The 25,623-nt window shown below is 56.2% G+C and carries 22 protein-coding genes and 1 pseudogene; 4 read left to right on the plus strand and 19 right to left on the minus strand.

The genetic code is table 11. The features are described from left to right. From BFP93_RS09435 to BFP93_RS09455, 5 genes are all read right to left on the minus strand, one after another. The coding region (locus BFP93_RS09435; RefSeq protein ID WP_256095190.1) for an acetolactate synthase catalytic subunit at window positions 1-1,634 on the minus strand (1,634 nt) is incomplete at its 3' end. 186 nt (window positions 1,635-1,820) lie between these two features. Beyond that, complete coding sequence (locus BFP93_RS09445; RefSeq protein ID WP_065892874.1) at window positions 1,821-3,161, minus strand: MFS transporter; 1,341 nt, start codon at window positions 3,159-3,161, stop codon at window positions 1,821-1,823. 49 nt (window positions 3,162-3,210) lie between these two features. Continuing rightward, window positions 3,211-4,485, minus strand: coding sequence for an OprD family porin (locus BFP93_RS09450; RefSeq protein ID WP_065892875.1), 1,275 nt, complete (start codon window positions 4,483-4,485; stop codon window positions 3,211-3,213). A 74-nt stretch (window positions 4,486-4,559) separates the two neighbouring features. After that, entirely contained in the window at window positions 4,560-5,060 is a 501-nt protein-coding gene (locus tag BFP93_RS27285; protein WP_083203169.1) for a flavin reductase family protein, read from the minus strand. A gap of 75 nt (window positions 5,061-5,135) precedes the next feature. Continuing rightward, complete coding sequence (locus BFP93_RS09455) at window positions 5,136-6,608, minus strand: 4-hydroxyphenylacetate 3-hydroxylase family protein (protein WP_065892876.1); 1,473 nt, start codon at window positions 6,606-6,608, stop codon at window positions 5,136-5,138. Between the two features lie 449 nt (window positions 6,609-7,057). On the opposite strand from BFP93_RS09455, the gene BFP93_RS09460 reads away from it, so the two are divergent. After that, a complete protein-coding gene (locus tag BFP93_RS09460) occupies window positions 7,058-7,735 on the plus strand; it encodes a GntR family transcriptional regulator (RefSeq protein WP_065892877.1) in 678 nt (225 codons plus the stop codon). A gap of 18 nt (window positions 7,736-7,753) precedes the next feature. Here BFP93_RS09460 and BFP93_RS09465 read toward each other — a convergent pair whose 3' ends face one another. The 6 genes from BFP93_RS09465 to BFP93_RS09490 all read right to left on the minus strand — a co-directional run bounded on the left by BFP93_RS09465 (window position 7,754) and on the right by BFP93_RS09490 (window position 14,657). Next, window positions 7,754-8,659 carry a SphA family protein gene (locus BFP93_RS09465; protein WP_170875984.1) on the minus strand — a complete coding sequence of 302 codons (906 nt, stop codon included), beginning with the start codon at window positions 8,657-8,659 and terminating at the stop codon, window positions 7,754-7,756. 59 nt (window positions 8,660-8,718) lie between these two features. Further along, complete coding sequence (locus BFP93_RS29195; protein WP_065892878.1) at window positions 8,719-9,255, minus strand: cupin domain-containing protein; 537 nt, start codon at window positions 9,253-9,255, stop codon at window positions 8,719-8,721. A gap of 50 nt (window positions 9,256-9,305) precedes the next feature. After that, window positions 9,306-10,418, minus strand: a complete 1,113-nt coding sequence (locus BFP93_RS09475) for an alcohol dehydrogenase catalytic domain-containing protein (RefSeq protein WP_176717559.1) — start codon at window positions 10,416-10,418, stop codon at window positions 9,306-9,308. A 430-nt stretch (window positions 10,419-10,848) separates the two neighbouring features. Further along, window positions 10,849-12,216 (minus strand): glutamine synthetase family protein, encoded by a 1,368-nt coding sequence (locus BFP93_RS09480; RefSeq protein WP_065892879.1) that lies wholly within the window; start codon window positions 12,214-12,216, stop codon window positions 10,849-10,851. 70 nt (window positions 12,217-12,286) lie between these two features. After that, complete coding sequence (locus BFP93_RS09485) at window positions 12,287-13,687, minus strand: aspartate aminotransferase family protein (RefSeq protein ID WP_065892880.1); 1,401 nt, start codon at window positions 13,685-13,687, stop codon at window positions 12,287-12,289. 184 nt (window positions 13,688-13,871) lie between these two features. After that, window positions 13,872-14,657: an SDR family NAD(P)-dependent oxidoreductase gene (locus tag BFP93_RS09490; protein WP_065892881.1), complete on the minus strand. Its 786-nt coding sequence runs from the start codon at window positions 14,655-14,657 to the stop codon at window positions 13,872-13,874. Window positions 14,658-14,752: 95 nt separating this feature from the next. Between BFP93_RS09490 and BFP93_RS09495 the strand changes: the two genes are divergently transcribed. After that, window positions 14,753-15,658, plus strand: a complete 906-nt coding sequence (locus tag BFP93_RS09495) for a LysR family transcriptional regulator (RefSeq protein WP_065892882.1) — start codon at window positions 14,753-14,755, stop codon at window positions 15,656-15,658. Window positions 15,659-15,898: 240 nt separating this feature from the next. Here BFP93_RS09495 and BFP93_RS09500 read toward each other — a convergent pair whose 3' ends face one another. The 6 genes from BFP93_RS09500 to BFP93_RS09525 form a co-directional block, all read right to left on the minus strand. Then, the gene (locus BFP93_RS09500) at window positions 15,899-16,657 is read right to left on the minus strand and encodes an SDR family NAD(P)-dependent oxidoreductase (protein WP_065892883.1); all 759 of its coding nucleotides are present in this window, start codon (window positions 16,655-16,657) and stop codon (window positions 15,899-15,901) included. A gap of 358 nt (window positions 16,658-17,015) precedes the next feature. Beyond that, on the minus strand, window positions 17,016-18,626 hold the full coding sequence (locus BFP93_RS09505) for a gamma-glutamyltransferase family protein (protein ID WP_065892884.1): 1,611 nt from the start codon (window positions 18,624-18,626) through the stop codon (window positions 17,016-17,018). A 22-nt stretch (window positions 18,627-18,648) separates the two neighbouring features. Then, window positions 18,649-19,428, minus strand: coding sequence for an amino acid ABC transporter ATP-binding protein (locus BFP93_RS09510; protein ID WP_053256191.1), 780 nt, complete (start codon window positions 19,426-19,428; stop codon window positions 18,649-18,651). A gap of 2 nt (window positions 19,429-19,430) precedes the next feature. Further along, window positions 19,431-20,207 (minus strand): amino acid ABC transporter permease, encoded by a 777-nt coding sequence (locus tag BFP93_RS09515; RefSeq protein ID WP_056857994.1) that lies wholly within the window; start codon window positions 20,205-20,207, stop codon window positions 19,431-19,433. Between the two features lie 12 nt (window positions 20,208-20,219). Continuing rightward, window positions 20,220-21,029: an ABC transporter substrate-binding protein gene (locus tag BFP93_RS09520; RefSeq protein ID WP_065892885.1), complete on the minus strand. Its 810-nt coding sequence runs from the start codon at window positions 21,027-21,029 to the stop codon at window positions 20,220-20,222. A 77-nt stretch (window positions 21,030-21,106) separates the two neighbouring features. Continuing rightward, complete coding sequence (locus tag BFP93_RS09525) at window positions 21,107-21,775, minus strand: GntR family transcriptional regulator (protein ID WP_065892886.1); 669 nt, start codon at window positions 21,773-21,775, stop codon at window positions 21,107-21,109. Window positions 21,776-22,204: 429 nt separating this feature from the next. Between BFP93_RS09525 and BFP93_RS09530 the strand changes: the two genes are divergently transcribed. Next, on the plus strand, window positions 22,205-23,266 hold the full coding sequence (locus BFP93_RS09530) for an aromatic ring-hydroxylating oxygenase subunit alpha (RefSeq protein ID WP_065892887.1): 1,062 nt from the start codon (window positions 22,205-22,207) through the stop codon (window positions 23,264-23,266). A gap of 29 nt (window positions 23,267-23,295) precedes the next feature. Further along, window positions 23,296-24,246: a PDR/VanB family oxidoreductase gene (locus BFP93_RS09535; RefSeq protein WP_065892888.1), complete on the plus strand. Its 951-nt coding sequence runs from the start codon at window positions 23,296-23,298 to the stop codon at window positions 24,244-24,246. A gap of 6 nt (window positions 24,247-24,252) precedes the next feature. Here BFP93_RS09535 and BFP93_RS09540 read toward each other — a convergent pair whose 3' ends face one another. Both BFP93_RS09540 and BFP93_RS09545 read right to left on the minus strand, forming a co-directional pair. Next, window positions 24,253-24,966, minus strand: a complete 714-nt coding sequence (locus BFP93_RS09540) for a GntR family transcriptional regulator (protein WP_065892889.1) — start codon at window positions 24,964-24,966, stop codon at window positions 24,253-24,255. Window positions 24,967-25,252: 286 nt separating this feature from the next. Beyond that, window positions 25,253-25,623: pseudogene (locus BFP93_RS09545) on the minus strand (acetyl-CoA C-acyltransferase); the annotation flags it as partial.

Genomic DNA, 25,623 nt, shown 5'->3' on the forward strand with positions numbered 1-25,623 from the left:
CCCGCCATTTCAGCAGGATCACTTACAGTTTCGGCCCAGCAGCCAACAGCCCGCGCAATACCCGCATGGTCTACCGCTTGGAATCGGCAGGCGTCACTGTGCACACCGTAATGGACATGCTCGGCATGAAGTTCATAACCCAGAATGCTGTTATTCAAAACAATGAGAACCACTGGAATATTCATGCGCCGTGCTGTCTCAAGCTCCGACCAGCAGTGACCGAATCCACCATCGCCCTCAAGGGCGATCACTCGTGCATTCGGATGCGCTACCTTAGCCCCCAGCGCCATTGGATAACCCCAGCCCAAACCTGCGAGTCCTCGTGGAGTCAGAAAGCGAGATCCTGCACGGCGAGACGTGAGGAAGCTGGTGACCCAGTTGGTGGAGTAGCTCGCGTCTGCCACCACGATGTCATCTGGGCGCAGAATCTTGTCCAGTTCCGCCATCAGCGCCTCCGGTCGAAGCGCGCCATTGCGACCACTACCTATCGCAGCACGTGCTTCTCGCACTTGCGGTCGAGCAGCTTCGATTTCCGCTTTGACCGCTGCAGTCCGTTGAGCACCATGACTAAAGTCATGCGAAGCCAATGCCTGGATGAGCGAATCAACGGTGAGTCGCGCATCGCCCAATAAGCGCACAGAATCATAGTTGCGCCCGATTTCCATCGGGTCGATATCGATGTGGACGATCGTCGCGCCGTTTGGAACAATTTTCCAAGTGTCCGTCCCATTTTGATTGGTACGAGTACCAACCAGCAGAATCAGGTCGGCGTCAGCCAGATGGTGGCCGAGCTCATGACCGGGTGTGCCAGGCCCCATGCAGTTGCCAAAGACGCCCAGAGACAGCGGGCCGGTTTCGTCGACTGTCCCCTTGCCCATATTGGTTGTGGCAACGGGAATACCGCACAGCTCGCTCAAGCGATTGATACTAGCCGTCGCTCCAGAGAGATGCACACCACCACCGGCTACGATAATCGGTCGCTTGGCGCCTGCGATCAGCTTGGCAACGTGCTGTACAGCCTCCGGCGATGGAGCGAAGCGATCCAGTGGGAAATGCCCAAGATTGGAGGTGCGCGCCGGACTGGATGTAGCAGGCTTGCGCAGCAAATCCATTGGCAAAATAAGCACAGCTGGCCCTGGTCGGCCGCTGGATGCAGCAGTGAAAGCCTGGTCAATGTAATCGTCCAGTCTGCTGACCTCTGTCAGACGTCTAACCCATTTTGCACAAGACTGAAAAAGGCTGACGTGGTCAAACTCCTGAAACGCGTTGCGGTCAGTCATGCCCATAGGCACGTCCTGAACGATCGCCACCATTGGAACTGATGCCTTCAATGCTTCCGCCAATGGCGCGACCAATAGGGTCGCTGCCGGACCATTTTGCGCAGCCACTACACCCACTTTGCCACTCACACGAGCATAGGCATCAGCCATTGCACCGCCTGCGTTTTCGGTACGGTAACCAACCTGACGGATACCATATTCATGAGCAATAACGAAGAAAGCGGCAGGAATGGCTTGACCGAACACATGAGTGACATCATGACGGCGCAGTGCAGCGGCAAGGACGTGAGCGGCAGTGGTGTTGGATTCTGTTGCGGCAGCTTGAGACTTATCCGCTTCTTGGGATTGTTTCACTTCGACCTCCTGAGTGCATTGCCCTAAGGCATTTGTGCGGTCCGCGTAGACGAACCTTTTTATTGGAATGCTAGCATGTAAGCTAAGCCTATGCGGTTAGCGAGTCAATGCTTGGTACGTGCTAATAACTGAATACGTTGCCGCCAAAACCATCGAATTGTTAGATATATACTTCCGGTGTGACTATCAAACAACAGAAGGCGAGTCGATAGATTTCTTGACCCTCACCACTGCCGGGGACAGTGCAAATAGCGTGAGCACCGCGCCGGTCAGCCCCAACATCGCGATGCCGATAATTCCAAGGTTCAAGCTCCCGGTTACGGTCTTGATGTAGCCCAGAATCGGAGGACTAACGAAGCCTGCGACGTTACCCAGCGTGCTGATGAATGCGATCCCTAATGGGGCCGATTTACGATCCAGATATCCAGGCGGTAGTGACCAAATCAAAGGCCCGCTCGCCCCCGTGCCGAAACTCGCCACGGCGAAGAAGAACAGCATCCAGGGAAGCGTTTGAGCGATGGTTCCTGCCACTAAACCAAAGCTGATCAAACCAAAGCAAAACACGAGATGCCACCGTCGCTCACGTAACACGTCTGAGCTCCAGCTTAGTGCGATAGCCCCCACAAATCCGAAAAGCAGGGGAATCGCAGACAGGAAACCGACATCCACAAGGGAGTTCACACCAGAGTCCTTAACGATCGTGGGAAGCCAAAAAAACAACAGGTAGTTGCTGCATGCCGCGGTAAAGAACAGGTAAGCCACTAAATAGTTAACGGGGTTACAAAGAATGTTCCTCATAACGCCCTTGGAGTGCTGCTCCTCAGGGATTTCGTCCTTTGCCAGGTCTTCCTTCACCAGTCGTTTTTCATCATCCGTCAACCAGGTCGCGTCGTCGGGGCGATCACGCAGTACGAAAAAACATAGGATACCCAGCAAGCAAGCCGGCGCACCTTCGACGACGAACACCCATTTCCATCCTGATAGCCCTCCCACCCCGTCCATATAAGTGATGATCCAACCGCTTAATGGAGACGCAATAGAGCCAGCTACTGCGTTGGCAACAAAAATAACTGCCGTGACACGAGCCCTCATAGATGAAGGAAACCAGAACGTCAGATAGAGAATGATGCCGGGTAGAAAGCCCGCCTCAAAAGCTCCCAGCAGCAGACGCAGGGTGATGAGGTGAGAAACGCTGGTAACAAATGCAGTGGCGACCGTCGCTAGCCCCCACAAGAACATGATGCGCAAAAAAGTCCGTCTGGCGCCCCATCGAGCTAACAGTGCATTACTCGGCATTTCACACAATGCATAGGTAATGAAGAAAGCACCGGCTGCAATCCCGAACCACGTAGCATTGATGCCAAGCTCCTCACTCATCTGCAGCTTGGTGAAGCCTAGATTGATTCGATCAATGAAGGCCACGCCGTAGCAGATAAACAAGAAAGGTATTATGCGCCACCAAATTTTGCGGTAAGCGGTTTTGCGCTTGATCGCTATTTCAAGCTGCAGCTCAGTTGACACGGTCATAACCTTCTCCACTTATTATTTTTAAATTGGGCTGGTACAGGTCGCGCTGCTACCAAAGGCTCATCGTATAATCGATATTGATTCGCGTTTCATTGTCATCGCGCACGCTGGCGGCGCTAGAGAAGTCATTTCGGTATAGAGAGTGCCTTGCACGCACACTTACGCCTTTTAGGCTGCCTTGAAACGCGTAGCTGAGTTCAAGGTATCGCTCACTTTCAGTAAGACCTTGACCACCGAGAGTGGGCAGCTCGATATTGGAGCCCTTGATGTATCGAGTGGTTGCTTTGAGACCCGGCATGCCGAATGAGGCGAAGTCATAGCTGTAAAGCGCCTGCCAAGAGCGTTCTTTGGGGTTGAGGAACTCAGAACTAAGAAACCCCTCACTTACAACCAGCGGCTCAGTACCCGCCAGATAGGGCATCGCGGTATCACCATTAAGTTGCATGTATCCGGCACCGAAGCTTTGCGCGCCGTAGGTGTACGTGAACATGATCCCGGCATTCTTATTATCGACCTTACCTGCGCGGCCCTGGCCGCTTTCATCAGTCTGGTAAAATCGAAAATCTGTTTTCAGCTTGCCCCCGCCAACTTGCCAAAAGTGCTCAAACCCGAGGTAGTTTTTCTGGTAGATATCTTCCAGCTCGGCATAGAAATACTTCAAGTTCAGCGCAGGGGTGATCTGGTAGTCGCCCCCCATGAAAATAAATTTGTCTGATTCGGCGGTGGGTATGAAGCGACGGTTCGGCGAAGCCACTGACATTTTCTGGTAGTCAGTTGAATCCCGATAGTTGATGCGATCCAGATACCCTGCATGCAGACTAAATTTATCAATGTCAGTGGAGCGGATGTAGGCCCCTCGGAACGTCTGAGGAAGAAGTCTCGTTGGGCTGGCGAAAGCAATGGGGAGAAACGTTGATATTGAGCCTACCTGCAGCTCGGTCTTCGACACCTTTGCTTTAGCGGTAAGGCCCAACTCTGAATACTCATCAGACGCTCTGTGAGTGACCGCATCTCGAGGTAAAAGCCCGGTACCAGAACGATCAGGCGACGAGTCGAGCTTGATGCCCATCATTCCAACTGCGTCAAGCCCGAAGCCAACGACGCCAGGCGTGAATCCGGAGGTAAATCTCAATATGCCCCCTTGCGCCCATTCCCGAGCGGCGCTCTGTAGGGTTGTTCCTTTGTAATCGCGATCAAAATAGTAGTTGCGCAGCGTAACTGTGGCTTTGCTATCTTCAAAATATCCCTGCGCGTTGGCAATGCCGCAAATCGAAAATGCGATGGGTAATGATGCCCACCCAAGAACGTTTTTATAATCGTTCATCTGACGCCCTATCTTGTTTTTATATTATTCGCCGTTAAAAACTGTTCGCAACAATACTGATATTAACTACAAGGTTACGCCTCCAGTGGAATATGTTTCCCCCTCCAATGCAGTAAAGGGGACTTATCGAAGACGCGACTTCTGGTAACCCGACCAATGAAGATTGTGTGATCCCCGCCGACGACCATTTTTTCTACCTCACACTCCAGCCACGCCAGACAGTTATCTATGAGCGGTAAACCGTGCAGACCAGGTGTGGATGAAACTGTCGCAAAACGATCTATTGGCTTGCAGAAATCTCTCGAAACATCCTCTTGATCAGAAGCGAGAATATTTATCGCGAAATGCTTTGCCCTCTGAAACTTCGGGAATGAAAAAGACTCGGTCGTAATACTCCATTGAATCAACGGAGGATTAAGAGAAAGGGAGCAAAAAGAACTAACGGTCATTCCGTATGGTCGCCCCTGCTCATCAAGAACCGAAACTACAGTTATTCCCGTGACAAATTGGCCCACTGCGCCTCGGAATTCAGTTGTACTAACTCCAGGTGCCACGCCGATATTGAGCTGCGTCATATCCGACCTCGAATAATAAAGTCTTGGATTTTAAGTAATTAGATGCGGACTTTTTTGCGCCCGTTTACAGTGTCATTACAGGTACGAGACGGGCTCTGGATTGCCTGCCAACTGCAACGCTTGGTTCACCAGACGAATAGGATTCGGATCCTTGGAGCTCAAATAGTTCATTGCAAGGTTTCGTACCGGGTCCCCAGCGTAATAACGCTCATACTGCACAAGCCTCTGACCAAACGCCTCCCCTGCAAGATCCCAAGCCAATTTAAACAGCTTCACGCGCTCCAGAGATGGCATTCCATCAGCGCCCTGGTAGTAAGCATGCAGATCATCTGCAATTTCCGGCGCCTGGAAGTCCGCAGCGCTCGGCATCAGCATGAAGCCACCTGCACCGATCGTTTGCAGCACCTCAATCACCCGCGGATAGGCAGTAGGCAGCATGGTTCGAATGGCCTGTAGTGGTGCGAGATTAGGCTGGAGTGTTCCACGAGACGTCCGCTGGGCCTCAACCTCTGCACGCACCAACGCACTCTTGACCTGCTCAATATAACCAAGGCATTCGCCCAACATTTGTTGAACGTGAAGGAATTGGTCAGCTTTGATGGAGCGCGCTACGGCCATCGCAAGCCCGACGGAAAACTGCATCTTAACCAATGCACGGGTATTGGTTTGATGTGCCGTGTGATTACGCACGCCGGTAGTGGCGTAGAGACGGTTAGAGAGCTCAACATTTCGGTAGCAGAAAACACGCCCCCAAGGCACAAACACATTGTTGAATACCAGCAGAGAATCGTTTTCTTCAAAACGCGTTGAAAGCGGGTGATCGAAGCTCGTGCGCCCTTCAACATAGTAAGGGTCGCGACAGATTTGTCGAAGGCCTTCAATGTGGGTCGGCACCGCAAATACCAACGCATGATCTTCGTCACCTGCTTTGAAGGATGGCAGGTTGTACATAACCATTTCGTCTGACACCGGCCCCAGCGTGGCAATCATCCGGGCTCCGCTTACGTAGATGCCTTCAGCACTTTCGCGTACAACCCGAAGGTGCATGTTGCCCATTTGCGAAGACTGCTTAGAACGATCATTTTGCGGCGTAATCAGTGCATGACTTAAGAACAGATCATTGTCACGGATATATTCGTAGTAACGCTCGACGTTGTCAGCGTACTGCTGCCCACCCTCGGCGAAAGTATCGCGTGCCTCCCAGAACGCCAAGAGAGTTACGTTCATAAAATCAGGAGAGCGGCCCATTAGCCCAAAATTGGTTTCAGCCCACACTTTGTATGCTTCACGACGCTTAGTCAGATCCTCGACGTTTTGCGCAGGATGAAACGCCATCCCCGCACGTTGTCCGGTGGAGGGGACAACATAAGTCACTTTATCTTGAAGCTCGGGATCATGCTGCGTGTCGTAAAGCTCGGCTAATTGCTTGACTGCGCCGCGGAATGCAGGGTGGGTCGTAACATCACTTACTTGAACCCCATTCACCCACACGTCGCGACGATTCTCTTTAAGGCCAGCTATAAACTCTTTACCTGAACGAATACCCATTGGACTTTCCTTATTTTTATTAAGGCGAACGAAACTCTGCCAAAAAAAATCCTGCTTTTGTGTATACACATCATATATAAACATTGGCGCGCAATTAACTTGACGTGCGGGGATTTCTTGGGGGAAGTGGGATTTGAATAAGCAAGCTTAAGTAAGCCTCGCGCTCGAAGATGGGCTGCGATCGAGCCGTAGCTTGGGCAGCTATATGGGGCAGTCGCAAGGCATTGCTCATACCTGAATACTCCGCGTGGCAGTTCATCTGCTTTTATATTTCTTATTTGGCATGCTAGCATGCAAGTGGTTGTTGTCAACTGATTTACGTTCAGTTACGCGACCGTTGCTCGCCACGAAAGCCGTCCTGGATCTGCGTCCCTTGTAGATCAAGCCTTTGCGCACTAAAGTGGACGAATGCGCACTCCCCTCGATTGCACCTCACCTACCGAAGACCTATGCATACGCCAAACAAAAAATTCGCGATCTATCAAGAAATCTTGCAGCGCTTGCTAACCCGCCGCTATCGCTTCGGCGAGAAAATTTTCGTGAAGGAAATTGGCGAATCGACGGGAGTCAGTCGGCAGCCAATAATGACCGCACTGAACAGTCTGCAAGAGCGGGGATTTGTTCAAATCATTGCACAGGTTGGCTGCCAAGTGGTGCAACCGAGCTCAGATGAGGTTGCTGATTTTTATCGAATGTTCGCCAATACCGAAGGCCTGATCGCAAGCCTTGCAGCTGAGCGCGGAACACCTATGGAGGTCGCAAGGCTTCAAGAGTTGAATGAGCAAATCGCACGGATCAACCCAGCCCACAGTGACGCCTCGGAGAGCTATAGAAACCTGAACGTTGACTTCCACCGGCTTCTCCATGCGATGGCACGGTCACCTATCGTGTCGACACGGCAGATGGCCAATTTCGAACTGTCAGACTTTTTCATCGTTCAAAGTTGTGGCTTTCAGGCGCACCTGCCTGACGTAACCGGCGAACATGACGAGATAATCGCAGCGCTGAGCACCCGCAACGACAAACAGTGTAAAAAGGCGGCGATGGCGCACATTGACAGCGTATCAAGGCATGTTATCGAGGCAATGCAGCGCCTGCACAGCGAGGAGATGGCTGCCACGGTTTGAGCCGTAGCAGCCACGTGCTTATAGTGGAAACGCAGCTTCAAGCCAGACTGAGTCACCCTGAGGACCATTTTTCACATTGGTCTCATGCAGCCATTTGAGCACCACACCGGTGTTCTGGTTGAATGAGTAAAACAGCTGAGGGCCCACACCCACCTTTCTCAGCCGATTGCCCCCAGGTAAGTTGTCGCCGCTGACATTGTCATCCGACATCTGCTTGGTGTAGTACCCAGCCAAACCAAACTGAAGTTTTGGCATAGAGGGAAAGCGGTACCCCAATAAGTAGTCGACATTAAACACGTTGCCGGAGCGGTAGTCTGTATCCTTGTTTCGCTCATTGAATGAATAAGTGGGCGCCAGAGAAACTTCCCAGTCCGGATGTGGGAACCAAGTCAGCGCAAACTCTGAAATATAAGTTGTATAATTTGGCGTAGTGTTGGCCAAATCATTCTTATCATAGCCTCCCAAGGGTTTAAAGACACTGACGCCGGCGAGCAGATGAAAATTAGGGGCCGGAGAGTAAAGCACGTTCAAAGGACTGATATAGGTCTGCCGCATCCCCGTTTTAGAATCGGACGCTCCTCCGGCCTTTATATTTACGTGCCCCCCAGTCCCAATAATTCCGCTTGTGAATCGAACACCTGATTCAGTTTGATAATCCCAGGTATGAACGAGACGTATCGCCTGAATATAATTTTCCAAATTGAACCCTGGAACGCTGGAGCGCCCGGAGTTATCTTTGTAATTTCCAGCATGATAATAAACAGTATAACTATAGAACTCGGTTTCTCCTGGGCTCGGCATCAAAGCGGGTACAACGGTTTGCACACCCAACGGCCAGGTTGTATCACCCCGTTCCGTTGCCATGGCTAAATTCGCTGCGCAGGTAGCAGCCACAGATACGCACAAAAATGCATACGCTTTCATAATCAATCTCACTTTTTTGTTATTGGATGTGGATTGTTCGGATTTCTAAACAGGAGTATTTATTGCTTATTGGTACCTACCAAGACAAACGCTAACGTAGCAGGAACATCACCTTGGTTTCTCCAGGCGTGAATATTCCCTTGTTGAATGATGACGTTATGCTTTTCTAGCTTCACTATGACGCCATCGTCGAGCTCAAGCCAAATGGTACCTTCAAGCACAACGCCATAATCAACTGTCGGGGTCGAGTGCATTCCTGGTCGTTCGGGATCAAAATGATCCACCATCCCTGTCAGATGCTTTTGTTGCTCGGCAAAAGCAGCCTGATGACTGAAATCCGGATGAGCAAAAATCGAGTCCGGAGGAAAGGTGACGATTTCAAGTCTCGTTTCCCCAGGCCCAGGAACAAACGAACTGCTCACCGAGATTGTTTCATCTCTACCACTAGAGGGTTGCTCTGATGTTGTCGTACCCCAAACCAAGGCGGTAGAAAAACCAGGTACATGTTCGTAGTCGTGAGAACGTGGTACCAGTCCATCATTCAGAACAACCGAACGGCCATCGACCGTTCCTACCACTAAACGCCTAATTGTCATAGATCACCTCTGAAATAAGACTGGCGCAGCTCGATGCCGCGCCAGTTCGATTAATGGCCTGGCGTTACAACAACGTTCGTGAAACCACCTTTACGGTTTTCCAAGGCGTCCAGAGCGTCATTCACTTCAGATAGCGGGAAAACCTCTTGATCAAATTTTGTCAAATCGAGCGTACCGGCAGCCGCCATCTCCGCCATGTCCTGACCTTCTGCAACCGTGAACCATAGCGAACCGATGATGCTGATCTGGTAGCACATCAGCTGGAACATTGGCACGGGCAAGTCTTCAGACATGCCCCCAATGTCGACCATACGCCCTCCCCTACGAAGCGATTTGATCCCGTCGACGGTGATTTGATGGGGAGCTCCGGGGCCGACTGCATCGATGAAAACGTCGGCGCCCAGGCCTTGGGTATGCTCGCGAACCCATTCATCAACAGGCCGTTCTCCGAGAGAAAGTACGTGCACGCGAGACGGATCCAACTGGCGGACTCTTTCGAGCAGTTCGCGGTTACGGGCCATGCCGAGCACTTTCGTTGCTCCCATAGCGAGCGCGAGCATCACAGCTCCAACCCCCAACGTTCCCGAAGCGCCATTGATCAATACTGTCTGCCCAGAACCTACATTCGCTTTGCGCAATGCAGAGTAGGCAGTGCCGAGATAACCGAAACGACAGCCTTGTTCGAAACTGATGGATTCCGGGAGCTTCACGAGCCCGTTGACAGGCGCCGTCATGAACTCGCAGAAGCCACCATAAGGGTAATCTTCAAACACTCGTTGCGAGCCAGCACCGAAGCCAAAATATCCTTGGAAGGTGAATGCGGTGCAGTTGAGGTGCTGACCTCGCAAGCACGCGTGGCAAGACCCGCAGCTTCTGCCTGGGTTGACGTATACACGATCGCCCGGCTTAACCGAATGCACTTGGCTACCTACTGCCTTGACTACCCCGGAGGCATCTAAGCCATAGATGGCTGGCAATTTAGGCAGGGGAAGATAGGGGAACCACTCAGGATAACGCTCGATAACGTTACGCAGGTTAGGGACAACGTTGCAGGCTTTAACGTGCACCAACACGTCCGTTGGCCCAATGGCAGGAATGTCGATTTCGTCGATCACAAAGGTCGGGCCGACATTGTGAAGTCGAGCTGCTTGCATTTTGCCCATGATTTTATCCTTATTAGGTGAGCACACACATGTACTCCTGCTAGCCACAGAAGGAGCTGTAGGTTGGTACGGAACTGATAAGAGTCGTTCGGAGACAAGCCCAGAGCACTAGGGCTGTTGATCTGGGGGGCGCATTCGCGCCTTGGGGATGGTTACTGCACAAGCCAATGGAACGTGGGTATACGTTTTCATTAGGGGCATCTTCAATTTGTTGTTATGCCCAAATACTGCACCTTTGAATGCTAGCATGCAAGATCAATTTGAGACTTTTCTCACCCCGTTCGTATGCGTGATTAGATCCGAGCCGCGGGCATACGACCTGCGGCTCATAATGATGAGTCACTGCCAAATGCGCAGGATGTGCTGTAGGGATCTTAGTTGTCAGCTAGTCTCCAGCAATCCATTTTAAGACGCGTTCACGGGCTACCATTTATGCGTGAGTGAGGTACCAGCGCCAGTCCTGTTCCCCGACTTCCGCATTGAATGCACGGAACTCGCGCCACTTGATCGCCAGGAATACCTTGAGGAATTCAGCGCCCAGCGCCTCGCGTGCCCAGGTCGAACGTTCCAGCGCCTGCAACGCTGTCAGCCAGTCGGTGGGTAGAAAATCGGTCGCCTGCTCATAGCCGTTCCCCACAATCGCCGCGCCGGGATCGCTTTGATGAGTGATGCCGTGGTGAATGCCCGCCAGTAAGGCGGCAGCGGCGAGATAGGGATTGGCGTCGGCACCGCAAATCCGGTGCTCGATGTGCCGACTTATCGCGGGGCCGCCGGGCACGCGGAACGACACCGTACGGTTGTTGACGCCCCAGCTTTTGGCCAGCGGCGCGTAACTGCCGGTCTGGAAGCGGCGATATGAGTTGGCATGGGGGCAAAATATCGCCAGCGAGTCAAACAGGGTTGCCATCATCCCGCCGATGGAGTGACGCAACAGCGGCGTGCCTTGCGGGTCTTCGCTCGCATACAGGTTGTTGCCCTGCACGTCCGCCAGGCTGACGTGCAGATGCAGACCGCTGCCGGCCTGATCGCTGAATGGCTTGGCCATGAAGCACGCTTGTAGCCCGTGTTTGTTGGCAACACCTTTTACCAGGCGTTTGTAACGTACGCCTTCATCGATGGCCTGGAGTGCGTCGAAACGATGCTCCAGCGTCAACTCGAGCTGGCCCGGCGCGTACTCGGAGATCGCCGTGCGTACCGGCAGCCCTTGCAGCGCGCAGGCAGCATAGAGGTCATCAAGAAACGGTTGAACCTGCTCCAGTTCGTGGACGCCGTAAACCTGCGGGGCAACAGGGCGTACGCCATTGGTTTGCGTCGCAGGCTGCGGGCGACCATTGACGTCGCGCTTCTGGTCCAGCAGGTAAAACTCCAACTCAACGGCCATGACCGGATGGAATCCATCAGCTTTGAGCCGCTCGATGGTGTTCACCAGTACATGGCGCGGGTCGGCGGGCGCGGCTGGAAGCCCCTGGGTCGGGTGCATGCTCACTTGCACTTGACCGGTGGGTTGGGTGCGCCAGGGTTGCAGGGTAAGGCTCCCCGGCAAGGGATAGGTCCAGCAATCAGCGTCAGCGACATCCCAGACCAGGCCAGTCTCGTCCACGTCCTCCCCCTGAACGGTCAGGGCGAGAATGGAACTGGGCAGCGGCCGACCATTTTCGTAGATCGCCAGTAGCTCGTCGCGATGCAACAGTTTGCCCCGCGGAACACCATTCGCGTCGATCAGGAACAACTCGATGCTCAGGACTTCAGGGTGGGCGGCCAGATAATCCACGGCCTCTCTTTTATCAGCAAATTGCATGTCAAACCTCTTAGCGCTCATTCAAGCGACTGGGCAGTATTTAAGAACAATGGCATTTTCTGACGTGCAGTTATGAAGCGATAACCCGCGCGCCAGGTATGGCAAGCAGCGTGGTCAACGCGTTATCCAACTCACCGATCAGCCTGTCGACATCCGCATGGCTTGTTTGCGGACAGCACAGCGTCATGTTGTGGAAAGGCGTGATCAGGATGCCGCGATTGATCAAGTACAGGTGCAGCGCCATTTGAAGGCTGTCATGAAAAGCCGCCTCGGCTTGCGCACCGGTTCTGGGCGAAGTGGCACAGAATTGAAATTCGCAACGAGCCCCCAACTCTGTGACGGACCAGTTCAACTGGTGCTGCTTGAACAAGTACCGAAGACCCTGAGCCAATCCCGAGGCAAGAGGCAACATATGTTGGTAGGCGGACTCTGTCATGACCTCTTCGAGGCTGACTCGCATGCAACGCATCGCCAGCGAGTTGGCCGACAGTGTGGTTCCCATACCGCTGTGGCCATGCCCGTGACTCTCTTCACTGACCGTTTTCTGCACATCGAGCATGGCCAGGGCAACCTGCTCGGTTACGCCAAACACCGCGCAAGGTATGCCTCCCGCGATGGGTTTACCCACCACGAAAAAGTCGGGTTTCAAATCCCATTGGCGGGTGCATCCACCCAGGCCTGTGGAAATAGTGTGGGTCTCATCAATGACCAACAGGCTGCCGTATTTGAGGGTCAACTCTCGGCACTTCTGCATGAAACCCGGATCGGGCAGGACCATGCCTATGTTCGTCATCGCCGGCTCGCACATCAGCGCGCACACATCGCCCTGGGCTAAAGCAGCTTCCAGTGCGTCCACATCGTTGAAGGGGATGGATCGACTGTATTGAGTCAAGTCGTAGGCCTGGCCCACAAGACCTGCACGGGGCACTGTTTTACCGTCGCGGCAGCGCACCATGACGTCATCCACGGTACCGTGATAGCAGCCGTCGAACACCAGCAAGACGTTGCGTTTGGTAATCGCGCGCGCCCAGCGCAACACATAACGATTGGCGTCCGTCGCAGTGGCGGTCACCTGCCAGTAAGGCAGCCCGAATCGCTCAGCCAGCAACTCGCCGCAGACCACCGCGTCTTCGCCAGGCAGCATCGTGGTCAAGCCATTATTGGCCTGCTCGGCTATTGCGCGAGCAACAGGATCAGGTGAATGACCAAACATCGTGCCGGTGTCGCCCAGGCAAAAATCTATGTACTCATGACCGTCAACATCGGTGAAGCGCGCCCCTTTGGCACGCTGGACGAAGAGTGGCGAAGGCATCGACCAATCGCTCATCCAGTGCATGGGCACACCGTTGAACAGATTCGCCTTGGCGCGTTTGGCAAGCCCTATTGACGTTGGGTTGTTTTCTATAAAACGAGCACGCTCGGAGGCGGTAAAAGCAGCAATCGCTGATTCACTAATTCCACTTTTCGACATGATCAACACCCTATGTTAATTACAAAAAATCAGTTAAAAATCCGTGCCGCTCAGAGAGGAACTGTCCAACACTGCGTTCATGCTTGTCGGCGCATGACGGTGCATTAATACGGCTCGGCGAACTTACTCATTCTTCGAAAACATCGCGCTTTTACAGCGCGCAGTGATAGCCCCGTTCTTGACGTCAGGCGTGAGGGGATTTGTTCTCGACCAGACAATTCCCGCCATCCACCACCAGGACTTCACCGGTGATGTAACTGGCGTCAGGCGACGCCAGAAATGCAACCGCCGCCGCCACTTCGCGGGGGTTGCCCGAGCGCCCAATCGGGGTAAAACGCCCCGCCTCTGTTTCGGCTGGAGTGGTGGAGCCGGTGGTGATCCATCCCGGAGCCACGCTGTTTACGGTAATTCCCTGTTTGGCGACTTCAAGTGCGAGCCCCATGTTCATACCCACCATCGCGGCCTTGGCGGCGCTATAAGCGGCTTCACCAGGATTGCCGCACCGGGTGCCCGTGGTGGAACTGATATTGACAATGCGCCCATAACCTCTCGCCTTCATGCCAGGCAAAACAGCGCGGGTCAGAAGAAAAGCTGTAGTTAAATTTCTGGCCAGTGAAAGATTCCACTCATGCAGTTCCATTGTTGCCAATTCCGAGAAAACCTCAGGGCTTCCTTGCATGGCCATACCGGCATTATTCACCAGAATATCGACCCGCCCCCAGACTGACTCTGCCCATAGGCCGAATTCACGCACCTGACTTTCATCAGTGAGGTCAGCGGGTCGGCCTTCAACGTCGAACCCTTCAGCGCGCAGCTCTTTGACCCGATCCAGAATACGAGCGCTGCTCGCAGTGATGATCAACTTCACTCCGGATGCACCTAGCCTGCGAGCGATGGCCATTCCGATCCCGGCTTCACTTCCGGCACCGCTGACCAGTGCAACATGCCCTCTAAATTGCGTATCCAACATGGTGTGCCCACGTATTTAATTTGAAAGAGAGTAGAAACTAGGCGAATAAATCTGATACATAAAGACGATCATCATCAGAAAATTTGACAACACCTATGGCGTTTACCAGTGAGTCACTTAAAATTTTCCTCTCGGTCATCGACAGCGGATCCTTTTCGGCGGCGGCGCGAAAATTAGGCCGGGTGCCCTCGGCCATCAACATGGCGGTGTCGCAGCTTGAAGCCGAGCTGGATTTGTTGCTTTTTGACCGATCAACCCGCAAAGCCATTCCTACGCCAGCCGCCAAGGCACTCGAGCCCCAGGCACGACAGGTCGCCAGCCAGCTGAACCTGCTGGACGCCCATGCGCTGCAGCTTCATCAGGGGTTGGAAGAGCGCTTGGTCCTTGCGATGGCGCCAGAGTTGCAAACAGGCATCTGGAATCGTCCGCTGTCCACTATCGCCAGGGAGTTTCCCACGCTGGAAATCGAGATTCGCTCCGCATCCCATCCAGAAGCGATGCGCATGCTCCATGAAGGGCGTGTGCAATTGGCACTTGGGTTCGAACGACCAGGGCTTGACGAGCGCGAGACATTTCTTGAGGCGGGGAGCCAATTGTTAATCGCGGTTGCTGCTCCGGATCACCCTGCGGCCGCCGGCAAAAAAAGCCCCTTGAATGAGGAGCAACTGGTCAATGTTCGGCAGATCATCGTCGCGACCGGAGGACCTGCAGACTCTGACCCACGTGTTGTGCTGTCGCGGCGGATTTGGCACAGCGACAATTATCTGGCCACGCTGGACCTGGTACAGCAAGGATTGGGTTGGGCATATCTTCCAAAATCGCTGGTATACCCTCTCATCACGTCAGGTTCATTGACGGAGGTGGTGTTTGACTACATGCCGAGTCAGATGCGGCTATGGGTCGATATCATCTGGGTAAAAAACCGGCCCCTGGGACTGGGCGCGCTTCGTTACCTGAGCCTGATACGCGAAATTGCGGAAGGCGAGCCTCGTCGTGTTTGATGAGTAAAAGTGCACATTGAAGCTGGCGGCGGGGTCCAGATGCGGCCCGACGGTTGGCTCACAAGAGCGACTTTCGCCATCCATCACGCAGCCATCGCCAAGTGCGATGGCCTCCTCACTAATGCCTTCTAGATGCCTGTGCTACCCCGCCCATCAAAGCGCAGCCTGGAGACGACGGTTATCGGCCACTGTCATAGCGCCCCCTTGGGTATCGCTCCCATCGACATCAATGGGCCACTGTCAGTTTCCAGCGGAGACGCCGCAATCAATCGCCATGTCCGCGCCAGTGATGGATCGCGCACCGGGTTGGGACAGGAAAAACGCCAGCTCGGCAACCTCTTCCGGCTGGATAAATCGGGCTCGGGCACCTTGGGGGTACTTGTCCAACAGATCCTGATAGTAGGCCTGAGGGTCTCCCTGCCCATATTGAGTGGCTTGAAATTTGAGCATTGGGGTTTCGATATCACCTGGGGAAATAGCGTTGCAGCGCACGCCAAAGGGTGCCAGGTCCAATGCCAGGGTTTTTGTCAGCAGGGTCACGCCGCCCTTGCTTGCGCAATAAGCTGCGGCATTTCGATTGCCTTGCCGGCCGGCATCGCTTGAAATATTCAGAATCGAACCCTCTGATAATTTCAGATGGGGAATAGCGGCTGAACACATGAAGAACGTAGCCTTCAGGTTTACGTCCAGAACAAGGTCGAAATCCTCTTCGGTAAAATCTTCAACCGGACCTTCGCGCCATACTCCCGCAGCGTTGATCAATACATCCAGTCGGCCCATCGCCATAACGGCTGCATTAACGGCTGCAGCACACACAGCGGGTTGGCGGATATCACCGCAAAAAATGCCTGATACCTGATATTCAACCTGTAAGTCTGCGAGCTTTTTCGCATCCAGATCTGTCGCGAAAACCTTGAAGTCTTCATTTAAAAAACGCTCAACCAGCGCGCGACCAACACCACCGGCTGCGCCAGTGATCAGTACAGTTCGAGGGGCCATGGAACCTCCTGCCAAGATAGAGTTTAAGAACGTATAGGGTTCATCCAGACTCAAAGAGTCTTGTTTTCGACCAAGCAATTTCCACCCCCGGGCTCCCCTGCATGGACATGCCGACGTTGTGGAGGTGGAATTTAGGCGCTTTTATCTGATTGAAAAAAGACGATTATTATCAGAAAAATTGACAATTACATGGTATTTACCAGCGAGGTAATCAGGATGTCGAGAATCAGATAGCAGATGGAACTGAGTTGTGAGGTTCAATCCTTGCTCCAACGAGCACCAACCCGCAGCAGCGAAGATCGAACAACTCATCAACCCCATCGGTACTATCCGTCTGGCTCAGCGCTTGTGTAGCCGCTCACCAGACCGCGATATGCGAATCCGCCCGTGGCTCAGTGCCCCCGCACAACACGCCGGTGACCGGGTCACGCAGGATGATCTGCCCACGCCCGTAGTCGGTCAGGTCGCTGTCGGTCTGTACCTTGTGCCCGCGCCGCGCCAGCGCATTGACCAGGTCGCGCGAAGCTCCATGTTCGATGCCGACCTTCATGTCGCCCAGCCATTGCCAGCGTGGCGCGTCCAATGCCGCCTGGGGGTTGAGGCCGAAGTCCACCAGATTCATCACCATCTGCACATGGCCCTGGGGCTGCATGTAGCCGCCCATTACGCCGAACGGTCCAAGGGCCTTACCGTCCTTGCTGAGGAAACCCGGGATGATGGTGTGGAAGGTTTTCTTGCCCGGCGCCAGGCAGTTGGCATGCCCCTCATCGAGGCTGAATTCCTGCCCGCGATTCTGCAGGGCGATGCCGCTGTCGGGCAGCACCACGCCGGAGCCGAAGCCGTGGTAGTTGCTCTGGATGAACGAGACCATATTGCCTTCGGCATCCGCGGTGGCCAGGTACACCGTGCCGCTGGCGTGAGGGTCGCCGGGCTTGGGTGGCTGGGCCTGCTCGCCGATCTCGCCACGGCGGCGGGTGCTGTAGTCGTCGCTGAGCAGGTCGGCCACCGCCACTCGCATGTGCGCCGGGTCGGTGATGTAGTGCAGGCCATCGCTGTAGGCGAGCTTCATGGCTTCCAGCTGGCGGTGCCAGGTTTGCTGGCTGTCGCGGTGATCGAAGCTGAAGCCTTCGAGGATCTTCAGCGCCATCAATGCGACCAGGCCCTGGCCGCTGGGCGGGATTTCCCAGACATCCACGCCGCGGTAATTGATGCGGATCGGCTCCACCCACTGCGCGCGGTAATCCTCGAGGTCGCTGGCGCGCAGATAACCACCGCTGGCCCGCGAATGTGCATCCAGGCGCTCGGCCAAGGCACCGCGATAAAGGCTTTCGCAGCGGGTGGCGGCGAGTTCTTCCAGGGTACGAGCCTGGGCCGGGTTGCGGAAAATCTCGCCCGCCTGGGGCGCGCGTCCTTCAATGAGAAAGGTGTCGAACCAGGCTTGCAGCACTTCGTCGCGATGCGGGCTGAATTCGTTCAAGGATATCTGCCATTGATGGGCAACCACCGGCGACAACGGGAAACCGTCGCGTGCCAGGCTGATGGCCGGCTGCAGCAAATCGGCAAACGGCAATTTGCCGAAGCGTTGCGACAGTTCGGCCCAGGCCGATGGGCAGCCCGGCACAGTGACCGGCGTCCAGCCATACAGCGGCATCTGCGCATGCCCGGCCGCCTTGACTGCCTCGATGCTCAAGGCGGCCGGTGCGTGGCCATTGCCGTTCAGGCCATGCAACTGCCCCTTGCACCAGACCAGGGCAAACGCATCGCCGCCAATGCCGCAGCCAGTGGGTTCGACGACGGTGAGCGCCGCCGCCGTGGCGATGGCGGCATCAATGGCGTTGCCGCCTTTTTGCATGATCTCGATACCGGCCTGGGCTGCCAGCGGCTGGGATGCCGCGACCATGCCGCGACGGGCAAACACGCTTTGGCGTTGCGACGCATAGGGGTATTCGTGAGCGGAGAATTTCAACATGGCAAAGGCTCTTCAAAAAAGGTCATAACACGCGGCTGAGAAACGCCCGGGTCCGTGGATGGCTGGGGTGGCTGAAAATCTGCTCTGGCGGCCCTTGCTCGATTAATTCGCCCTGATCAAGCACCACCACCCGGTCGGCCACTTCGCGGGCAAAGCCCATTTCGTGGGTGACCACCACCATGGTCATGCCCTCCTCGGCCAGCTCCTTCATTACCTGCAAGACCTCGCCGACGGTTTCCGGGTCGAGGGCGCTGGTGGGTTCGTCGAACAGCATCGCCTGAGGTTTCATCGCCAGCGCACGGGCAATCGCCACCCTTTGCTGCTGGCCGCCGGAGAGCATCGACGGGTAGTGGCTGGCCTTGTCCGCCAGGCCGACCCGCGCCAGCAAGCCCCGGGCCTGTTCCAGCGCCTGGGCACGCGGTACGCCGAGCACCTGGATCGGTGCTTCGATGATGTTTTCCAATGCAGTCATGTGCGGGAACAGGTTGAAGCGCTGGAACACCATGCCGATGTCGCGGCGCTGACGGGCGATGTTGCGCTCCGAATCACGCACCAGGCTGCCATCGGCGCGTTCGCGATAGCCCATGGCGCGGCCGTTGACGCGAATGCGCCCGCCCTGGATGTCTTCCAGCAGGTTGATGCAGCGGATAAAGGTGGTCTTGCCGGAGCCGGAGGCGCCGATCAGCACCACTACTTCGCCGCGCCGCACCTGCAGGGAGATGCCCTTGAGGATCTGCAACTCGCCGAACGACTTCTGGATATCCTGTGCGTCAATGATCAGCTCTTCACTTTGGTGCGCCATGGTTAACGTCCCCTCAGCAGTTTCAGGGTGCTGCGACCGAACATGCGGCTGGCGGCCGGAGGTGGCGCCGAAGGTCGATCGGACTGGCCGAAACGGTGTTCAAGCCAGCGTTGGAAAAAGCCCCACAGCGTGGTCAAGGTCAGGAAGTAAATCGCGACGACCAGGTACAACTCGAATACGCGAAACGTCGCCGAGGTCACCATCTGCGTGCTGAGCAACAATTCCTGCACGCCGATCACACTCACCAGGGTGGTGTTCTTGAGCATCACATTGAACTCATTGCCCAGCGGCGGCACGATCACTCGAAACGCCTGGGGCAGCACGATGCGCCGCATCAGCTTGCCAAACCCCATGCCCAGGGAACGCCCGGCTTCGTACTGGCCCTTGTCCACCGCGCCGATGCCGGCGCGGATGATTTCGGCCATGTACGCGCCTTCATTCAGGCCCAGGGCGATGATCGCCGCCTGGATATTGCCGGGGATGATCAGCCCGAACAGCTCGATGTCCTCGAAGCGGAAGATCCCGCCCGCTGCCAGTGCGGTGTACAAAAACACGATCTGCACCAGCAACGGCGTGCCGCGCATCAGCCACACGTAAAGGCGTACCGGCAAGTGCAGCAGCGGGTTCTTCGACAGGCGCAACAGCGCCGCCGCCAGGCCCAGCGCACAGCCGAGCAGCATCGCCAGCACGCTGATCAGGCACGTCAGCCACAGCCCGGTGAGGTAGACCCCACTGGGTTGCAGCAGGTATTGCCAGAACACATCCCAATTGAAATTCATCGTGGTAGAACCTCAGTCCAGTGTGTCGCTGCTGACATGCCATTTGTTGAGCAATTGCACATAGCTGCCATCGCTGCGCATGTCGCTGATGATCTGCTGCACGGCGGCGGTCAGTTGCGGGTCGTCTTTGCGCATGCCCAGGCCGGTGAGGATGCGGCTGAATGCAGGCACCCCTTCCTGGAACAGCTCCGGGGCCATCGCCGCGTAGTAACCGGCGGTTTCCACGGTGGTGCCGTAGGCGTCGACCTGGCTGATGCGCAGCGCCTGGAACGCATCGGTGTCGGTGTTGTAGACCACCAGTTTCATCGGTGGCTTGCCGGCCTTGACGAGGCTTTCGTTCTGGGTGTCGAGCAGGGTCTTGATGGTAGAGCCGTTGAGCACCGCCACCTTGTGCGTGGACAGGTCATCCAGGGTCTTGATGCCTTTGGGGTTGCCCTTGGGCACCACCACCGCCTGGCTGGAATACATGTAGTTGACGATGTCGATCACCTGGCGGCGCTCGGGTTTGTCGAACAACTGGTCGACGATCATGTCGCACTGCTGGGCAAGCAGCGCCGGTAGCAAGCCGGAGAACGGAATCACCCGCCACTGCACCTGCTTGTCGCCCAGCCGTTTGGCGATCTCAAGCCCCAGGTCAACCGTGAGCCCGCGCGGTTTCTGGGCTTCGTCGAAAGAGACCAGGGGCGGTGAATCCATCCCCGAGCAGTAGGTGAGTTTATTGATCTTTTGCAGACGCTCCGGCACTTGGGGCGTGGCAACCGCCCATTGTGTGCAGAGACCCAGGGTTACAGCCACCAGCAAGGCGCGGCGTTGTTTATGCATGACCAGACACTCCACTTCGTTAGATAAAGGGGGCAGGACTAAAGTCAAAACACGGACGGGTCAGGACCCCGTCTCTCTTATTTTCTCGATTGCAGAAATTGAATCAGCAGCGGCACGGTGCTTTCGATGTGTTCGCGTACCACAGCTTCGGCACCGGCGGCGTCACCGGCGCGAATCGCGTCGAGGATCACCGCGTGTTCCTGGCGCGCGCTGAGGGGTTTTTCGCTGTGCTGCAGCCACAAGCGCATGGGCGCTTCCACCAGCGAATACAACGCCGAAATCTGCTTCAGCAAGCGTGGCCGGCCGCTGAGCCCGCACAGGTATTCGTGAAAGGCACGGTGGCAACGGACCCACGCGGCGCTCTCGTCTCGGTAGTCATCCATCTCGTCCAGCAGGCGCTCCAGAGCCGCCATCTGGCGCTCGCCGATACGGCTGACCGCGACGCGAACTGCAAGGCCTTCAAGTGCGCTACGCATCTCGAACACCTCGTGCAGCTCATCAATATCCAGACCGCTGACGATGGCACCGCGATTGGGCCGCAGCGTCACCAGGCCCTGGGCATCCAGACGGCGGAATGCCTCACGCACCGGCATGCGGCTCATGCCGATCTCGCCGGCGATATCCTCGGCGATCAGGCGATCGCCCTTGCGGAAACGACCGCCGCAGATGGCGTCGAGGAGGAAGTTGTAGGCCTCCTCCTCAGCAGTGAGGGGCTGGCGGTCAACGTAAGCGGGGGCAAATTGCATTGGCAGCCTCTTTGTATTTTTGTATCCAATTATCCACAAATACAAATGCATAACGCGTGCCAACACCTCCCACAGAGCATTACTCATTGATTTAAATGAAGTCTTTCGTTCGGGTGGGGAAAATTGCGCAAAGCGGGTAAAGAGATTTGCTACCAAATGACGCAGCAACTTTCAATTTTTGCGCAAAAAAGTAGCGGATGTCCGGTGAAGGGCCCGGTGACGCCCGATGATCTACACAGAGTATTTTTGGCAGGCCTTTTTGCCATGAGCGCACCAGGCGCCTCCCAATCAATGGATCCAGTAAAATCGCACTGATCGATAATCGCCCAAAATAACCTTAAAACCACAGACTAATACATTGACTCACAACAGCTCTGGAAATTTAATGGATCCATTAAACAAAAATAATTAATCAGCCAGAGAATTGCCATGTACCCCAAAAACACTTGGTACGTCGCCTGCACACCCGATGAAATCGCCCAAAAACCCTTGGGTCGGCAGATCTGCGGTGAAAAAATGGTGTTTTATCGAGGCCCGGAAGGCAGCGTCGTAGCCGTCGAGGACTTCTGCCCCCATCGCGGCGCACCGCTTTCACTGGGTTATGTCGAAAATGGCAACCTGGTGTGCGGCTATCACGGACTGGTCATGGGGGCCGACGGCAAGACCGTTGAAATGCCCGGGCAGCGGGTGCGTGGTTTTCCGTGCAACAAGACCTTTGCCGCAGTTGAACGCTACGGTTTTATCTGGGTATGGCCCGGCGATCAGACCCTTGCCGACCCGGCGCTGATTCATCACCTGGAGTGGGCAGTGAGTGACCAGTGGGCGTACGGCGGCGGGCTGTTTGATATCCAGTGCGATTACCGCCTGATGATCGACAACCTGATGGACCTGACCCACGAAACCTACGTCCACGCTTCCAGCATCGGCCAAAAGGAAATCGATGAAGCGCCTCCCGTCACCACGGTTGAAGGCGACCAAGTCATCACCGCCCGACACATGGAAAACATCATGGCTCCGCCGTTCTGGCGCATGGCCCTGCGCGGCAACAACCTCGCCGACGATGTGCCGGTGGACCGCTGGCAGATCTGTCGCTTCACCCCGCCCAGCCATGTGCTGATCGAGGTGGGCGTGGCCCACGCCGGCAAGGGCGGCTATCACGCAGCGCCCGAACACAAGGCGGCAAGCATCGTGGTCGACTTCATCACCCCGCAGACCGAGACGTCGATCTGGTATTTCTGGGGCATGGCGCGCAACTTCAACCCTCACGATGAGGCGCTGACCGCCAGCATTCGCGAAGGCCAGGGGAAGATTTTCAGCGAAGACCTGGAGATGCTTGAACGTCAGCAGCAGAACCTGCTGGCCCACCCGCAACGCAACCTGCTCAAGTTGAATATCGATGCCGGCGGCGTGCAGTCGCGCAAAATCCTGGAGCGACTGATTGCCCGGGAACGCACCCTCGAACCACAGCTGATCACGACCACCACCGCCTGAACGGCGCGACAACTCTGCGAGGACCGAACATGATCGATGTGGTGGTGGTATCCCGTCATAACGAAGCCCAGGACATTTGCAGCTATGAACTGGCCAGGGTCGATGGCCAGCCGCTGCCCGCCTTCAGTGCCGGCGCGCACATTGACGTGCATCTGCCGGACGGGCTGGTACGCCAGTATTCGCTGTGCAATCACCCCGAGGAGCGTCATCGCTATCTGATCGGCGTACTCAACGACCCGGCCTCTCGCGGCGGCTCGCGCAGCTTGCACGAGCAGGTACACGAGGGCGCCCACCTGACGATCAGCGAACCACGCAATCTCTTCCCCCTGGCCCATGAAGCACGACGCAGCCTGCTGTTCGCCGGCGGCATCGGCATCACCCCGATCCTGTGCATGGCCGAGCGCCTGGCCCATGCAGGTGCCGACTTCGACCTGCATTACTGTGCCCGCGCCAGTGAGCGTGCGGCGTTTGTACAGCGGCTCAAGGCGTCACCGTTTGCCGAGCGCGTGTTCCTGCATTTCGATGAGCAGCCCCACACGGCGCTCAAGACTGCCGAGGTGCTGGCTGCGCCCGCAGACGATGTGCACCTGTATGTCTGCGGCCCCGGCGGCTTCATGCAACACGTGCTCGACAGCGCGCGGGCGCAAGGCTGGCAGGAGAACTGCCTGCATCGCGAGTACTTCTCCGCGGCGCCAGTGGACAACAGCCTCGACGGGAGCTTTGCGGTGAAGCTCGGCAGCAGCGGCCAGGTCTTCACGATCCCCGCCGACAAGACCGTGGTCCAGGTCCTGGAAAGCCAGGGCATCGAGATTGCCGTGTCCTGCGAACAAGGGATCTGTGGCACCTGCCTGACCCGTGTGCTGGACGGCATCCCGGAGCACCGCGACCTGTTCCTCACCGAGCAGGAACAGGCGCTGAACGATCAGTTCACACCCTGCTGCTCACGCTCGAAAACCCCACTGTTGGTGCTCGACATCTGAACCGTGTCACGACGCGGGCAAAATCACCTTCATCCGCGCGTCGGCGGTGGCTGAACTGAAGATCTTGGCATAACGCAACGTCGCATTGGCGTGTTCGCGCATGATGGCTTCGGCGCGCGCGCCCTGGCGATTGACCAGGGCATCGAACACCGAGTGATGCTGCATGTGGGCATAGTTGAAGCGCCGGTATTCACGGGCCATGTCCTCACGATCCACCGCCAGCGCGGTCACCGATGCGAAGGGCAGGTGATCATTGCGTGCCAGCGCATCGGTGATCGCCGGATTGTGGCTGGACTCCACAATGACCTGGTGAAAGCGCATGTTCAGGTCGTGGTAAACCTCAAGGTCATCTTCGGTCACATAGCCTTTGTCGAACAGTTGGTCGCCTTCCACCAGGCAGCGCTCCAGCGCCGCAAGAGCCGCGTCGGAAAGACCATGCTCGGCGGCTTGCCGCGCAGCCAGGCCTTCCAGCACACCGCGCACTTCGACGGCGCCGGCAATGTCACTGGGGCTGACCGAGCGCACCTGATAGCCGCGCCCGCCAAACGGCACCAGCAGCCCTTCCTGCTCAAGGGTACGAAAGGCCATGCGCACCGGCATGCGCGACACACCAAAGCGTTGCGCCGTAGGGATTTCCATCAGGCGCTCCCCCGCCACCAACTCCCCGCTGGCAATCATTTTGCGCAGTGCAACCAGCACCAATTGACCGGGCTTACTCATCCAGGCAACTTCCAGAAAACGTGACCTGCCATAGTACCGCAAGCATCCGATCCCGTCAGACGAACGCCAGTGCGGCGCGCGCCCCCTCTATGGCACCCAGGTGTTGCGCCAGCCCTGCTCGGTGAAAAAACCCTTGATGATGGGCGTCAGCAAAGGCGCCAACCGGGCGGCCACCTCTTCGGGCCTTGACGGTGCACGCATCTGCACACGCTCGATTGCATATCGCGCAGGGGCGCCTCATAGCTCCACATCGGGACGCCTCATCGACTAAAAAAGAATCACGTACTCATGCGCGAAAAGCAGGGTTCTCGATCAGCAGCGCCATGCCCTGCCCGCCGCCCACACACGCCGCGGCAATCCCGTAGCGCAGGTTGTGCTGACGCAGTTGTCGGGCCAGGGACATGACCAGGCGCAGGCCAGTGGCAGCCAGTGGATGCCCCAGTGCCAGCGAGCCGCCCTGGACGTTGAGGCGGGTGCTGTCCAGCTCAAGTTCATGGGCCACCGCCAGCACTTGGGCGGCCTGGGCTTCGTTGATCTCGAAGCGGCCGATGTCATCCAGACTCAACCCGCTGCGTTGCAGCAGCAGACGAATCGCCGGCGCCGGGCCAATGCCCATGAACTCGGGGGCCACGCCGACCACCGCGCTGGCCAGCAACC

Origin of the sequence: Pseudomonas sp. 44 R 15, assembly GCF_900004965.1 — a bacterium.
GTDB lineage: Bacteria > Pseudomonadota > Gammaproteobacteria > Pseudomonadales > Pseudomonadaceae > Aquipseudomonas > Aquipseudomonas orientalis_A.

Bases quoted from the DNA above. Each gene is read 5' to 3' on its own strand.
- BFP93_RS09515 (WP_056857994.1), bottom strand. From the start codon at position 20,207: ATGAATTTCAATTGGGATGTGTTCTGGCAATACCTGCTGCAACCCAGT.
- BFP93_RS09520 (WP_065892885.1), bottom strand. From the start codon at position 21,029: ATGCATAAACAACGCCGCGCCTTGCTGGTGGCTGTAACCCTGGGTCTC.
- BFP93_RS09540 (WP_065892889.1), bottom strand. From the start codon at position 24,966: ATGAGTAAGCCCGGTCAATTGGTGCTGGTTGCACTGCGCAAAATGATT.
- BFP93_RS09525 (WP_065892886.1), bottom strand. From the start codon at position 21,775: ATGCAATTTGCCCCCGCTTACGTTGACCGCCAGCCCCTCACTGCTGAG.
- BFP93_RS09465 (WP_170875984.1), bottom strand. From the start codon at position 8,659: ATGAAAGCGTATGCATTTTTGTGCGTATCTGTGGCTGCTACCTGCGCA.
- BFP93_RS09490 (WP_065892881.1), bottom strand. From the start codon at position 14,657: ATGTTGGATACGCAATTTAGAGGGCATGTTGCACTGGTCAGCGGTGCC.
- BFP93_RS09485 (WP_065892880.1), bottom strand. From the start codon at position 13,687: ATGTCGAAAAGTGGAATTAGTGAATCAGCGATTGCTGCTTTTACCGCC.
- BFP93_RS09445 (WP_065892874.1), bottom strand. From the start codon at position 3,161: ATGACCGTGTCAACTGAGCTGCAGCTTGAAATAGCGATCAAGCGCAAA.
- BFP93_RS09510 (WP_053256191.1), bottom strand. From the start codon at position 19,428: ATGGCGCACCAAAGTGAAGAGCTGATCATTGACGCACAGGATATCCAG.
- BFP93_RS29195 (WP_065892878.1), bottom strand. From the start codon at position 9,255: ATGACAATTAGGCGTTTAGTGGTAGGAACGGTCGATGGCCGTTCGGTT.
- BFP93_RS09460 (WP_065892877.1), top strand. From the start codon at position 7,058: ATGCATACGCCAAACAAAAAATTCGCGATCTATCAAGAAATCTTGCAG.
- BFP93_RS09500 (WP_065892883.1), bottom strand. From the start codon at position 16,657: ATGGCCCCTCGAACTGTACTGATCACTGGCGCAGCCGGTGGTGTTGGT.
- BFP93_RS09450 (WP_065892875.1), bottom strand. From the start codon at position 4,485: ATGAACGATTATAAAAACGTTCTTGGGTGGGCATCATTACCCATCGCA.
- BFP93_RS09495 (WP_065892882.1), top strand. From the start codon at position 14,753: ATGGCGTTTACCAGTGAGTCACTTAAAATTTTCCTCTCGGTCATCGAC.
- BFP93_RS09530 (WP_065892887.1), top strand. From the start codon at position 22,205: ATGTACCCCAAAAACACTTGGTACGTCGCCTGCACACCCGATGAAATC.
- BFP93_RS27285 (WP_083203169.1), bottom strand. From the start codon at position 5,060: ATGACGCAGCTCAATATCGGCGTGGCACCTGGAGTTAGTACAACTGAA.
- BFP93_RS09475 (WP_176717559.1), bottom strand. From the start codon at position 10,418: ATGGGCAAAATGCAAGCAGCTCGACTTCACAATGTCGGCCCGACCTTT.
- BFP93_RS09535 (WP_065892888.1), top strand. From the start codon at position 23,296: ATGATCGATGTGGTGGTGGTATCCCGTCATAACGAAGCCCAGGACATT.
- BFP93_RS09455 (WP_065892876.1), bottom strand. From the start codon at position 6,608: ATGGGTATTCGTTCAGGTAAAGAGTTTATAGCTGGCCTTAAAGAGAAT.
- BFP93_RS09480 (WP_065892879.1), bottom strand. From the start codon at position 12,216: ATGCAATTTGCTGATAAAAGAGAGGCCGTGGATTATCTGGCCGCCCAC.
- BFP93_RS09505 (WP_065892884.1), bottom strand. From the start codon at position 18,626: ATGTTGAAATTCTCCGCTCACGAATACCCCTATGCGTCGCAACGCCAA.